The organism is Acidovorax sp. LjRoot118 (assembly GCF_964253575.1).
Classification (GTDB): domain Bacteria; phylum Pseudomonadota; class Gammaproteobacteria; order Burkholderiales; family Burkholderiaceae_C; genus Acidovorax.
In genome coordinates, this window is record NZ_CAXURB020000001.1 from 6,434,397 (window position 1) to 6,447,803 (window position 13,407).

At 67.1% G+C, this 13,407-nt stretch carries 7 protein-coding genes; 3 read left to right on the top strand and 4 right to left on the bottom strand.

The genetic code is table 11. The annotated features are described in order from the left end of the window. Positions 1-5: 5 nt before the first annotated feature. The 4 genes from ACSQ9E_RS30195 to ACSQ9E_RS30210 form a co-directional block, all read right to left on the bottom strand. The gene (locus ACSQ9E_RS30195) at positions 6-1,709 is read right to left on the bottom strand and encodes an MFS transporter (protein WP_436176096.1); all 1,704 of its coding nucleotides are present in this window, start codon (positions 1,707-1,709) and stop codon (positions 6-8) included. Positions 1,710-1,797: 88 nt separating this feature from the next. Beyond that, entirely contained in the window at positions 1,798-3,273 is a 1,476-nt protein-coding gene (locus tag ACSQ9E_RS30200; RefSeq protein WP_436176095.1) for a DUF3999 domain-containing protein, read from the bottom strand. Continuing rightward, positions 3,270-6,179: a DUF2339 domain-containing protein gene (locus ACSQ9E_RS30205; protein WP_436219966.1), complete on the bottom strand. Its 2,910-nt coding sequence runs from the start codon at positions 6,177-6,179 to the stop codon at positions 3,270-3,272. The genes ACSQ9E_RS30200 and ACSQ9E_RS30205 overlap by 4 nt, the downstream gene beginning before the upstream one ends. A 363-nt stretch (positions 6,180-6,542) precedes the next feature. Next, complete coding sequence (locus tag ACSQ9E_RS30210) at positions 6,543-7,025, bottom strand: Lrp/AsnC family transcriptional regulator (protein ID WP_057200653.1); 483 nt, start codon at positions 7,023-7,025, stop codon at positions 6,543-6,545. 188 nt (positions 7,026-7,213) lie between these two features. Between ACSQ9E_RS30210 and ACSQ9E_RS30215 the strand changes: the two genes are divergently transcribed. The 3 genes from ACSQ9E_RS30215 to secD all read left to right on the top strand — a co-directional run bounded on the left by ACSQ9E_RS30215 (position 7,214) and on the right by secD (position 13,400). After that, a complete protein-coding gene (locus ACSQ9E_RS30215; protein WP_436219967.1) occupies positions 7,214-10,789 on the top strand; it encodes an indolepyruvate ferredoxin oxidoreductase family protein in 3,576 nt (1,191 codons plus the stop codon). Positions 10,790-11,090: 301 nt separating this feature from the next. Beyond that, entirely contained in the window at positions 11,091-11,429 is a 339-nt protein-coding gene (gene yajC / locus ACSQ9E_RS30220) for a preprotein translocase subunit YajC (RefSeq protein WP_436219968.1), read from the top strand. Between the two features lie 84 nt (positions 11,430-11,513). Continuing rightward, entirely contained in the window at positions 11,514-13,400 is a 1,887-nt protein-coding gene (gene secD / locus ACSQ9E_RS30225; protein WP_057200656.1) for a protein translocase subunit SecD, read from the top strand. Positions 13,401-13,407: the final 7 nt, after the last annotated feature.

The following is a 13,407-nucleotide window of genomic DNA, read 5'->3' on the forward strand; positions in this document are numbered from 1 at the left end:
AGAGATCAGCGCTCCACCACGAAGCGCGAGACCACAGGTGGGGCGTCGCCCAGGTGGAAGGCCAGCTTGCGTTCGCGCAGCGCCACGTCGGAGGCGGTGACCCGGTCGAAGCGGCGCAGGTGCTCGGTCCAGGATTCGTCCTCGATCTGCTCCATGTAGCGGGCCGGGTCGGCGATGTCGTGCTGCAGCTGCCACGAGAGCGCGCCCTGGCGCAGGCGGCTGCGGCGGCTTTCCTGCATGAGCGCGCGGAAGTCGGTGGCGCGTGCGGGGTCGATGAAGTACTCGATGGTGACCACCACATGCCCGCGTTCGGGCGGGGTGGGCGCCACGGGGGCCTTGAAGGCCTGGGACGGGCTCAGGTCTTCCTCGATGCTGCGGTCGGCCACCAGGCGCTGCACGACCACCATGGCAATGGTGCCCGTAACGGCGGCCAGCGCGAGGCTGGTGTGCACGCTGGTGAGCGTGGCCACCTGGCCCCACACCGCAGCGCCCAGGGCGGTCGAGCCCATGATGGCCATCTGGTAGATGGACATGCCGCGTGCCCGCACCCAGTTGGGCAGCGCCAGCTGGGCCGACACACTGAGCGAGTTGGCCGTGGTGATCCAGGCCATACCACCCACGAGCATCGCGGGCACGGCCACGTAGACATTGGGCGCCACGGCCATCACGCCAGTGGCTGCCGCCTGCAGCAGGGTGCCGCGCAGCACCAGCACGTCGCGCGGCATGGCCTGGCGTAGGCGCGGCAGGAACATGGCGGCCACGATGGCCCCCGCCCCCATGGATGCCAGAAGCAGCGTGAAGGTGCCCGCGCCGCCGCCCTCCAGGCCCTTGGCCAGCAGGGGCAGCATGGCCAGCAGGGCGGTGGCGTGCAGGAAGAAGATGGAGATGCGCCAGAGCACGGCGCGCATGCGCGGCGACTGGCGCACAAACTGCAGGCCCACGCGCATGGCACTGGGCAGCCGCTCGCGTCCCAGGGGGCTTGGCACGTGGTCGCGCTTCCAGCGCATGATCACCAGGCCCGAGCCCACAGACAGCACCGCGTTGAGCACGAAGACCCAGGCGCTGCCGGCGCTGGCGATGATGGCGCCGGCCACCAGCGGGCCGATGATGCGCGAGGCGTTCATGGCGATGCCATTGAGGGCCAGGGCCGCAGGCAGGTGGGCGCGGCTGACCAGCTCGGGCACGATGGCGGAGAACACCGGCCAGCGCATGGCCAGCCCGATGCCGTTGGCAAAGGTCAGCCCCAGCAGCAGTGGCGCCGTCATGCCGCCGACCAGCACGGCCGCGCACAGCACCAGCGCCACGGCGGCCACCCAGAACTGCGTGGCCATGAAGTAGCGCCGCCGGTCCAGGATGTCGGCCAGCGCGCCGCTGGGCAGGCCCAGCAGGAACACCGGCAGGGTGGAGGCCGACTGCACCAGCGCCACCAGGATCGGTGAGGTGGTGAGCGAGGTCATGAGCCAGGCGGCCGCCACGTCGTTCATCCACATGCAGGTATTGGCCGCCACCCAGGTCAGCCAGAGCATGCGGAACACGGGCACCGAGAGTGGTGCCAGGGTGGACAGCGAGGCCCGCTGCTCGGCGGTCGGACCGGGCTGGGCGGCTGTGGCTTCTTCTGTGGTTCCCTGCGCAGTGCCGGCCCTCACGTTGGTGGGGGCGGGTTCGGGTGCGACGCTGCGCGTGCTTTCGTGGGACGGCAATGGTGGCATGCCCCCCTATTGTGCGACGGTTGGAGTGGCCGTGCTGGGTCAGCGCCAAATAGCCGACTGCAGGCCTGTCTCCTCCCCCAGCACATCTTCACACCGCATCGGTGGGCTCAGCCAGTGCGTGGTTGCCCGCCCGCCTGGTCTGCCGCAGCAGCAGCCAGGCCATGAGCGCTAGCGCCCCCACGCCTGCCAGCAGCACGCCCCACAGCACGGCACTTCGCGTGGAGATGCCGCTGCTGGCGGCTGCAGCAGACACCAGCGCGCTGTCTTTGGGCTTGCCCCCGGTGATGTCGGCCCGCGCTACATCGGCCAGTGCCATGGGCAACTGGTTCTCCTGAGCGGGCTGGTAGCCCGGCACCAGGCTGGCCAGGGGCAGGAAGGCACTGGCCGCCGCGCTGGCGCCGGGCAGCCCAGCCGCCAGTGTGAAGGGCCCTTGCCCGCTGGCCAGGAACACCAGCTGCGCGGGCTCGAACTGCAGCGCCATCTCGGGCGCGGCGGCAAAGCCGGGGGTCTTGGGGTCGGCTTCGATCTTGATCTCGCGCACCGAGGCGCCGCCCAGCTCGATGGGGCCGCTGGCCTGCTCCTTGCCTGCCATGGTCATCCTGTAGACCACCGCGCTCGCCAGCGGCGACCAGGGCTGCTCGCGGTGGTTGCGGCCCAGCACGCGCACAGGGATCAGCACATTGTTGCCGGGCGGCTTGATCTGGAGCGCGGCGACTGGCGTAGCAAACGGCAGCGCAAACACCAGTTCACGCGGATTGGTGCCCAGTGGCGGCACCGCCATGCTGGCGCTGACGCGCTCGCGCGGGCCCGTTTTGGTCGAGGTAGCCAGCTTGACGCCGCGCAAGGTCACGGCAGCGTCGCCCCAGGTCACGCGCAGGTAGTGGTCCTTGAGGTCGGCGCGCTGCAGGTCGATCTGCTCGCTGCCCAGACGGCCTGGTGCCGTGGGTGCCACCGCAGCGTCGGCGCGGTACAGCACGGTCTCGGCCAGTGGGTGCCAGTGCTTGAGGTCCTTGCTGGCCTGCACCTGGAACGTCACGGGTTGGCCTGCTGGCAGATCCGCGTCCAGGGCCATGCGGTTCGCGGGCAGCTGCACATCGCGCGCGTCGAGCAACGCGCCCCGCACGGTTTGTGTGGCTGCAGGACCTGCTGTGCCGGCGCTGTCGATCTGCACCACGCGCTGGCCCTGGCGCTCCTCGATGCGCAGCGACAGGCCTTCCAGCCCTGCCGTCCCCGCGCTGGCAGCGCCCAGGATGGGATAAGCGGGCAAGGTCACTGACTCCTCGGGGGCGCTGGCCGCTGCCAAACCGGCCAGTGCCATGGGCACGGGCTGGCCCGGGCCGTTGAAAAGGCGCAGGTCGCCGTAGCCCGGGCTTTGCAGGCGCACCAGTACCTCGGCGGGCAGCAGCATGCGCTGCAGCGGCGCATCGGCCGCGAGCGTTACGGGAATGCGGATGGCGTAGGCCGCAGGGTTGTTGGCATCGGTCACCGCGTGGGCCGCACTGGCACACAGGGACAGGGCGGCAGCGGCCAGTGCCAGGGGCAGGTTCAGAGCGACAGGCTTCATGGGAGTAGTGCTTCTTGTTGCGATGGCGCCAGCGGTGGCGCAGCAGGCTCCGCGCGGGCATCCGCCTTGGGCGGCAACGGCGCGAAGTAGCCCACCACCAGCATGAGCGCGCCCACGGCGATGAAGGCAATGATGCGTTCGGCACCGCCGGCATTGGACAAATCGATCAGCAGCAGCTTGACCACCACCCCGCCCAGCAGGCCCGCGCCCACCAGCCACAGTGAACGCTGCACGCGCCGGTGCGCCAGCACCATCATGCTGAGCGCCAGCAGCGTCCACAGGATGGCGTAACCGGTCTGCACCACGAAGCTGTCGAACAGCGCCGACGCACCCCAGGGCACGCCGAAGAAGTGGTGGGCCACACGCAACCACACGGTGTTGATCACGATGAACGCCAGCAGCGCCAACGCCTGCAGCGCATGGCGCCCGGTGACCCAGCCCGAGCGGGCCGGGAGCGGCAGCGCCGAAAGCAGTACCCGCCGCCAAAACACCAGGCCGCCCAGCGCGAGCGCGAGCGTCAGGTCGGTGGGGTTGAACAGTGGAATGTAGGGCAGCGGCGCGGTGTGGCCCGACGAATGCACTGCCGCTAACAGCGCGCCCCAGAACACCATCACCGCCAGGGGCAGGGCCGCCAGCCAGTAGTAGGCCTCGGCATGTGGGTTGAGCGGCCATGGCAGTGCTGCACGCGCTGCCAGCCGGTTGCCACGACCCGCCCACAGCGCCAGCAGCATCAACACCGCAATGGCGCTGACCAGCAGGACCACACCGGCCCAAGAGGTACGCCACAGCTCAGCCTTGCCGATGCCGGACCACAGGCAGTCGGCCAGCAGCAAAGTCACCAGCCACGCTGTGGCGGCATGGAACCAGCCAACGAGCGAGGTGGGCGCACCTGGCTTGCCATCCACATCGGCCGTCACCTGCAGGCGGTCCGTCTGCCGCAGCATCCACACATGCAGCGCCAGCACGATGGGCCACACGGCCCAGGCGGGGGTGGCGAGCACGCGGTAGCCGTCGGCCACCTGCACGACCAACCCCAGCGCCAGCACGGCAACGGTGCCGCGCGCCGGCCAGGTAGCCACTGCCCAGCGCGTGCGAAGGCCCAGCACCATCGACAGCGCGGCGCTGAGCACGACGGCCAGCATGGCCAACAGTCCGGTCACCTGTTCGGAGAACACCGATATGGGCCACTGGCCGGCTTCCAGGCCGGGCACACGCCGCGTGATTTCCATGAGCCAGGCCAGGCACCAGAACACAAAGCCGTAGAGATAGGCCGGGTTGGACAGCCGCGCCTCAAGACCCGCATAACCCCGGGCCCAGGCCGAGCCGCTGTGCGGCAGCGGCTGGCGCAGCCACCAGGCCAGCAGCAGCGAGGGCAGCGCGATCAGCAACGCGCCCAGGAAGGCAGGGTTGACCAGCGGCAGCGGCGAGATGCTGGAGGTGCTGCCTAGGAAAGCCAGCATGGCCACGACCTGCAGCACAAGCCCGAATGCGCGCGGCATCCAGCGGGCCTGGCGCATGCCCACCCAGAAAGCGCCTGCGCCTTCGAGCGCCCAGACCGCAGACGTCCATTGAGCGTCCAGCGCCAGCGGCACGGCCAGTGTGGCAAAGCCCACGCCAACGGCAATGAAACATTCGACGAGCAGGCGCCAGCTGTCCAGCGCGCGGCGCGCCAACACTGTCGCTGTCACCAGGTACAGCGCGGCAAAGGCCATTGAGGAGAAGGCGGCGCCCAGCTCGAAAGGCTGTACCAGCCCGGCCTGCAGACCAAAACCCACCAGCGGCGTACCGAAGACCAGCATGGTGTCGACGGCATTGCCCAGCTTGGTGGGTGTGTTGCGGGCATAGAGGATGGCAGCACAAAGGTAGATCAGCACAAAGCCCGCAAGGAAGGGCTGCGTGCTGGCGTAGTTCTCGGGCTGGTACTTGAGCGCACCCCATGCCGAGGCGACGCCAAAGGTGGCGACAAAGCCCACCACGTTGAGCATGCGCCAGGAGCGCTTGTGCGCAATGAAGAGAATGGCCAGGTTCAGCAGGGTGTAGTAGCTGAACAGGCCCACATGACTGCCCTGACCCGTGGACAGCAGGATGGGTGCGGCAAAGCCACCGGCAAACGCAGCCACGGCAAGTGCGCGCGAGTCCTGCAGCAACGCCAGCGCGCAGCTAGCCGCGCAGACCGCGATCATCAGACCGAAGGCATAGAGCGGTGGCAGCAGCCCGTAGAGCCGGAAGGCGGCGAACACGGTGAGGTACATGACCGCCACGCCACCGCCCTGCAGGGCCAGCGCAAAAGCGGGCTTGTCAGCGCGCTTGCGAAAGCCCACCACCAGCAGCGAAATGCCCACAGCTGCGACCGCAGCCAGGCGGAATTCGACCGGCAACAGCCCGGCCGAAGCGGCATACCGTGCAAGGAAGGACAGGCCAATGAACAAAATCACCAGGCCTACCCGCACGATGGTGTTGCCGCCCAGCAGCCAGTTCCTGGCTGCAAGCACGGCCTGCTCCAAGGGGTTGGGTGGGGCGGGCTGGCGAAGTGCATCGGGCCGGGCAGGCACCGGAGCCAAGGTGGAGGCCGAGGTCGGGACGAGCGGCAGGCCGTGCGGCGTGAGTTCGCCCGTCCAGAACGGATCGTCCGTGTCCGGGCGTTCGTCCAGGGTCGCCGGCGGGGGGGGCGGTGAGGGCGAGGCCACTTGTGCCCGGTCTTCGGCCGTGGGCGCCGCCGCAGCCGGCGGTGCGACAGCCTTCGGAGCCTGCGCCTGCAACTCGGTACGAATGGCGGAGCGCACCGCCCAGCGCAACGACAGCCCGGCAAAAAAGCCCAGGATGGCGCCGACGAACGGTCCGAAGTCGCCATGGCCGCCAAACCACGAACTCAGCACCGCGCCCCAAAAAATGCCCCAGATGATCATGCCGCTCGCTCCCTCTTTGGGACTTCCTTCGACAGGCCGCCGGCCGGTACCAAAGAAGCCATCGTATTTTTAGCCCCATCGGCCAACGCGCAACCCCTGAGCATTGCGGCAAAGCGCACCGGTCGTGGAGGGGGTGCGCGCGGCAGCTGGGTGGTTCCGCGGTGGTTGTGCCGTGGCGTCGCTGGCTTATACAGCACACCCTGTGGTGAGTCCACGCCCGAACGCCTTGTTACCTTGCAGGGCGTCGGGCGTCGGGCAGCGTACCAGCCCTGTGCGCAGCGGCATGTCAGCGCCGATATCCGGCAAAAATAGACCCTGGCGCATGTCCATCCAATGCAATTTGCTACAAAATCAGTAGCGTCATCATTTCGTCCGGGCCAGGTGCGTGAGCGGCAGCGCCCCGCTGGCCTTGACTTCGCCCAGGGAGAAGCTGGTGTGCATGTCTTTCACATTCGGCAGGTTGAGCAGCACGTTGCGCGCGAACTGCGAAAAGCTCTCCAGATCGCGCGCCACCACCTGCAGCTCGAAGGTGCCGGTGCCGCTGATGTAGTGGCAGGCCACGACCTCGGGGATCAGGGCGATCGCGTCTTCCATCTCGCGCGTGAGGTTGCCCGTGCTGCGGTCGGCGTCCAGGCGCACGAAGGCCAGCACCCCGAGGCCGATCTTGTTGCGGTCGATCTCGGCGCGGTAGCCCTTGATGAAGCCTTCTTCCTCCAGCGCACGCACGCGGCGCCAGCATGGCGCGGCCGACAGGCCCACGCGCTGGGCCAGCTCGGCATTGGTCAGCCGGGCATCGGTCTGCAGCTCGTTGAGGATGGCGATGTCGAATTTGTCGAGAGTGTTCACAAAATGACCAATTTAAGAAAGATCCTTTCTCAGAATAGCCCAAATGCGGCACACAACGCAAAGACTTATCAGCGGAGCAGGCATACACTTATCTCACATTGGAGGCGCTGCACTAAACGTGTGGCGCGGCCGTGAACCCCGCCCTCACAAGGGGCGTACCCCACAAAAAAGCCATTGGAGACATAGCCATGAACGCACCACTGCCCGAGCACATCCGCAAGGCCCTAGAAACTGTCACTCTGGATGACAAATACGCCTTGGACAGTGGCCGGGCCTTCATGAGCGGGGTGCAGGCCCTCGTTCGCTTGCCCATGCTGCAGCGCCAGCGCGATGCGATGGAGGGGCTCAACACGGCCGGCTTCATCAGCGGCTATCGCGGCTCCCCCCTGGGTACCTACGACCAATCCCTGTGGGCCGCCAAGAAGCACCTGGCGGCGAACAACATCGTCTTCCAGCCCGGGGTAAACGAGGAGCTCGGCGCGACGGCCGTGTGGGGCACGCAGCAGCTGGACCTGTACCCGCAGAGCAAGAAGTTCGACGGCGTCTTTGGCATCTGGTACGGCAAGGGCCCGGGCGTGGACCGATGCTCGGACGTGTTCAAGCACGCCAACATGGCCGGCACGGCCAAGCATGGCGGGGTGATCGCCATTGCCGGCGACGACCACATCAGCAAGAGCAGCACGGCCGCGCACCAGAGCGATCACATCTTCAAGGCCTGCGGCACGCCGGTGTTCTTTCCGAGCAGCGTTCAGGAAATCCTGGACATGGGCCTGCACGCCTTTGCCATGAGCCGCTTTTCGGGCGTGTGGTCGGGCATGAAGACCATCCAGGAAGTGGTCGAATCGTCGAGCAGCATCTCGGTGGACCCGGATCGCGTGAAGATCGTGATGCCCGAGGACTTCGTGATGCCGCCCGGCGGCCTGCACATCCGCTGGCCCGACGCGCCGCTGGAGCAGGAGGCGCGCCTCATGGACTACAAGTGGTACGCAGCCCTTGCCTATGTGCGCGCCAACAAGCTCAACTACAACGTGATCCAGGGGCCCAACGACCGCTTCGGCATCATCGCCAGCGGCAAGGCCTACAACGACACGCGCCAGGCCCTGGTGGACCTGGGGCTGGACGACGACACCTGCCGCCAGCTCGGCATCCGCGTGCACAAGGTCAACGTGGTCTGGCCGCTCGAGGCCACCATCACGCGCGATTTTGCCCAGGGCCTGCAGGAGATCCTGGTGGTCGAGGAAAAGCGCCAGGTCATCGAATACCAGCTCAAGGAAGAGCTGTACAACTGGCGCTCGGACGTGCGCCCCCATGTGCTGGGCAAGTTCGACGAGCCCGAGGGCGATGCCACCGGCGGCGAATGGTCCATGCCCAACCCCAGCCAGAACTGGCTGTTGCGCGCCAAGGCCGACCTGACGCCCGCCATCATCGCCAAGGCGATTGCCAAGCGCCTCAAGAAGCTCGGTGTGTCGAGCGACATCATCGCGCGCATGGATTCGCGCATCGCCGTCATCGAGGCCAGCGAGCGCGCGATGGCCGAGCTCAAGGTGGACACGGGCGAGCGCGCCCCCTGGTTCTGCAGCGGCTGCCCGCACAACACCAGCACCCGCGTCCCCGAGGGCTCGCGCGCCGTGGCCGGCATCGGCTGCCACTACATGGCCAACTGGATGCCCGACCGCAACACCTCCACCTTCACGCAAATGGGTGGCGAGGGCGTGACCTGGGTGGGCCAGGCACCGTTCACCACCGACCAGCATGTGTTTGCCAACCTGGGCGACGGCACCTACTTCCACAGCGGGCTGCTGGCCATTCGCCAGAGCATCGCCGCGGGCACAACCATCACCTACAAGGTGCTCTACAACGACGCCGTGGCCATGACCGGCGGCCAGCAGGTGGGCGAGCGGCCCGAGGGCCATTCGGTGCTGCAGATCATGAACAGCCTGAAGTCCGAGGGCGTGGTCAAGCTCATCATCGTGACCGATGAACCCCAGAAGTACGACGGTGTGGCGCTGGCCGAAGGCGTGACGGTGCACCACCGCGACGAGCTCGATACGCTGCAGCGCCAGTTCCGCGAGATCAAGGGCTGCACGGTCATCATCTACGACCAGACCTGCGCCACCGAAAAGCGCCGCCGCAGGAAGCGCGGCACCCTGGCCACGCCCGACAAGACCGTGGTCATCAACGACCTGGTGTGCGAGGGCTGCGGCGATTGCTCCACCAAGTCGAACTGCCTGAGCGTGGAGCCGGTGGAGACAGAATTCGGCCGCAAGCGCCGCATCAACCAGAGCACCTGCAACAAGGACTACTCCTGCGTGAACGGCTTCTGCCCGAGCTTCGTCACGGTGGAAGGCGGCAAGCTCAAGAAGCCCAAGAAGGAAAAGAAGGGCGACCTGGCCAGCCTGCCGGCCATCCCGGACCCGGTACTGCCGGTGGCCGAGACGGCCTGGGGCATCGTGGTCGGCGGCGTGGGCGGCACGGGCGTGATCACCATCGGCTCTTTGCTGGGCATGGCCGCGCACCTGGATGGCAAGGGCGTCATCACCCAGGACGCCGGTGGCCTGGCCCAGAAGGGCGGCGCCACCTGGAGCCACATCCAGATCGCCAACCGCCCCGAGGCCATCTACACCACCAAGGTCGATACCGCCAAGGCCGACCTGGTGATCGGCTGCGATTCCATCGTCGCCGCGCACAAGTACACCCTGGCCGTGATGCAGCCGGGCCGCACCTTCGTGGCCCTCAACACGCATGGCACGCCCACGGCGGCCTTCGTGACCAACCCCAACTGGCAGTTCCCCGGTGCCAACTGCGACAGCGCCATCGAGGCGGCCGTGGGGGCCGGTGGCGTGGGCAGCTTCGATGCCGAGCAGGTGGCCACCCAACTGCTGGGCGACAGCATCTACACCAACCCGCTGATGCTGGGCTACGCATGGCAGAAAGGCCGTGTGCCGCTGACGTTCGCCTCGCTGATGCGCGCGATGGAACTCAATGGCGTGCAGGTGGACAACAACAAGGCAGCGTTCGAATGGGGCCGCCGCTGCGCCCATGACCTCAAGGCCGTGCAGTCGCTGTTCCAGGCCGCGCAGGTGATCGAGTTCGTCAAGAAGCCTTCGCTGACCGAGATGCTGTCCAAGCGTGTGGACTTCCTCACGGGTTACCAGAACGCCGCCTACGCCTCCGAGTACACGGCCTTCGTGGAAAAGGTGCGGGCCGCCGAGGGCAAGCTGGGCGCCGGCACCCGCCTGTCGGAGGCGGTGGCCCGCTATCTGTTCAAGCTCATGGCCTACAAGGACGAGTACGAGGTGGCGCGCCTGCACACCGACAAGGCCTTCACGGACAAGATCGCCAACATGTTCGAGGGCGACTACAAGCTGGTGCACCACCTGGCACCGCCCATGACGGCCAAGAAGAACGACCGTGGCGAGTTGGTCAAGCAGCCATTCGGCCCGTGGATGCGCAGCGCCTTCGGCGTGCTGGCCAAGCTCAAGGGCCTGCGCGGCACCGCGTTCGACGTGTTTGGCCGCACCGAGGAGCGCCGCATGGAGCGCGCGCTGATCGTGGAGTACCGTGCCTCGATCAACGAGCTGCTGCAGGGCCTGACGGCCGACAACCTGGGGCTGGCCGTCGACATCGCGCGCATTCCCGAAGACATTCGCGGCTACGGCCATGTGAAGGAGCGCCACCTGGCCACGGCCCGCCCCAAGTGGGACGGCCTGATGGCCCAATGGCGCCAGGGCGGTGCCGTGCGGGCCGAGCGCCAGGCCGCTTGAAGTTGGGCGGCGTGGCCGCACCTTTCTCGCAGAGCCCGCGCTTGCGCGGGCTTTTTGCTATCAGGAGTGTAGCGTCACCTCCTTTGCTGGTTTGCCCTGGGCGGCATTGTGCAGCGGGGCGTGGCGGTGGCGCCCGGCAGGCCGGTGGCAGGCAACAAACACCCGCCGCCGGCTTGGGTCATACCTCTTGGGGGCGTGGCAAGGGCCCGCATACAATGTCCTGTTGCGCCCAGCGCGCGCCTTGGCGCTCGCTGCAGGCGGTTTTCAGTGTGTTTTGACCATCCGTTGTGGAGTTTCGTCCGTGTTTATTTCTTCTGCTTTTGCCCAGACTGCTCCCGCCGCCGCCGCTGCGGGCGGTGGTGACATGATGTCCTCGCTCACCGGCATGCTGCCCCTGGTGCTCATGTTCGTGGTGCTGTACTTCGTCATGATCCGCCCCCAGATGAAGAAACAGAAGGAGCACCGCGCCATGATCGACGCCATTGCCAAGGGCGATGAAGTGGCGACGGCCGGCGGCATCGTGGGCAAGGTCACGCGCCTGTCCGAAGGTTTCCTGCACATCGAGATCGCCACCGGCGTCGAAGTTCAGCTGCAGCGCAGCGCCGTGGTGCAGGTCCTGCCCAAGGGCTCGGTCAAGTAAGGCCTTCCAGCACCCTGTATCCGGGGCGTTCCGGCCTGCAAGGGCGGCGCCCCCTGAAGCTTTCCAAGAGGCAAGAGCGCGATCATGAACCGATATCCGGTGTGGAAGTACGCGATCCTGGTGATCGTGCTGCTGGTGGGGACCCTGTACACCCTGCCCAATTTCTTCGGCGAGGCGCCTGCGGTGCAGGTGTCGTCCGCCAAACCCTCTGCCGTGAAGGTGGACACCTCCGTACTGCAGCGCGTGGAAGAGGCGCTCAAGGCGGCCAACATCACGCCGGTGTCGGTGAGCCTTGAAGGCAATTCCGTGCGGGCGCAGCTCGATTCGGTGGAGACCCAGGGCAAGGCCAAGGACGCAATCCAGAAGGTCCTGGTTCCCAACGAGTCCGACGTCTCCTACGTGGTGGCGCTGAACATGTTCTCGCTGTCCCCCAAGTGGCTGACCTCGATCCACGCCATGCCCATGTACCTGGGCCTGGACCTGCGCGGTGGCGTGCACTTCATGCTCCAGGTGGACATGCAGGCCGCACTGACCAAGAAGGCCGAGTCGTATGCCGGCGATCTGCGCACCCTGCTGCGCGACAAGAGCATCCGCCATGGCGGCATCAGCCGCGATGGCCAGACCGTCGAAGTGCGCCTGCGCGACGAAGCCACGCTCACGGCGGCGCGCAACCTCATCAGCGACCAGTTCCCCGACCTGGTGAGCACCAGCGTGCCGGACGGCAGCGAATTCAAGCTGCGCGCCAGCATCAAGCCCGAGGCCACGCGCCGCGTGCAGGAGCAGGCGCTCAAGCAGAACATGGTCACGCTGCACAACCGGATCAACGAACTGGGCGTGGCCGAACCCGTGATCCAGCAGCAGGGGCTGGACCGCATCGTGGTGCAACTGCCCGGCGTGCAGGACACGGCCAAGGCCAAAGACATTCTGGGCCGCACCGCCACGCTCGAAGTGCGCATGGTCGATGAGGGCACTGAAGCCCGCGCCGCCGAATCGGGCCGCGGCCCGGTGCCGTTCGGCTCCGAGCGCTACCCCGAGCGCAACGGCCAGCCCGTGGTGGTCAAGAAGCAGGTCATCCTGACCGGCGAAAACCTGACCGATGCCCAGCCCGGCTTTGATGGCCAGACCCAGGAGCCCACCGTGAACCTCACGCTGGACGCCAAGGGCTCGCGCATTTTCCGCGACATCACGCGCGAGAACATCGGCAAGCGCATGGCCATCGTGCTCTTCGAAAAGGGCAAGGGCGAAGTGGTCACGGCCCCTGTGATCCGCAGCGAAATAGGTGGTGGCCGGGTGCAGATCTCGGGCCGCATGACCACGGCCGAAGCCAACGACACGGCGCTGCTGCTGCGCGCCGGTTCGCTGGCCGCGCCCATGGAGATCATCGAGGAATACACCATCGGCCCGAGCCTGGGTGCCGACAACATCGAGCGCGGCATCCACAGCGTGGTCTGGGGCCTGGCGGCCATCGCGGCCTTCATGTGCTTCTACTACATGCTGTTCGGCGTGTTTTCCAGCATCGCGCTGGGGGTCAACGTGCTGCTGCTGATGGCCGTGCTGTCCATGTTGCAGGCCACGCTCACGCTGCCGGGCATTGCGGCCATGGCGCTCGCCATCGGCGTGGCCATCGACTCCAACGTGCTGATCAACGAGCGCATCCGCGAGGAACTGCGCGCGGGCATGTCGCCACAGGCGGCTATCAATACAGGTTACGAGCGCGCCTGGGCGACCATCCTGGACTCCAACGTGACCACACTGATCGCCGGCCTGGCGCTGCTCGCCTTCGGCTCCGGCCCGGTGCGCGGCTTTGCCGTGGTGCACTGCATCGGCATCCTGACCAGCATGTTCTCGGCCGTGTTCTTCTCGCGCGGCCTGGTGAACCTGTGGTACGGACGCCAGAAGAAGCTCAAGAGCGTATCGATCGGCCAGGTCTGGAAGCCGGACGCCGATACCGCTGTGGCCAAAACGAACTAAGGGGCAA

Bases quoted from the DNA above. Each gene is read 5' to 3' on its own strand.
- ACSQ9E_RS30215 (WP_436219967.1), top strand. From the start codon at position 7,214: ATGAACGCACCACTGCCCGAGCACATCCGCAAGGCCCTAGAAACTGTC.
- ACSQ9E_RS30200 (WP_436176095.1), bottom strand. From the start codon at position 3,273: ATGAAGCCTGTCGCTCTGAACCTGCCCCTGGCACTGGCCGCTGCCGCC.
- ACSQ9E_RS30205 (WP_436219966.1), bottom strand. From the start codon at position 6,179: ATGATCATCTGGGGCATTTTTTGGGGCGCGGTGCTGAGTTCGTGGTTT.
- ACSQ9E_RS30195 (WP_436176096.1), bottom strand. From the start codon at position 1,709: ATGCCACCATTGCCGTCCCACGAAAGCACGCGCAGCGTCGCACCCGAA.
- secD (WP_057200656.1), top strand. From the start codon at position 11,514: ATGAACCGATATCCGGTGTGGAAGTACGCGATCCTGGTGATCGTGCTG.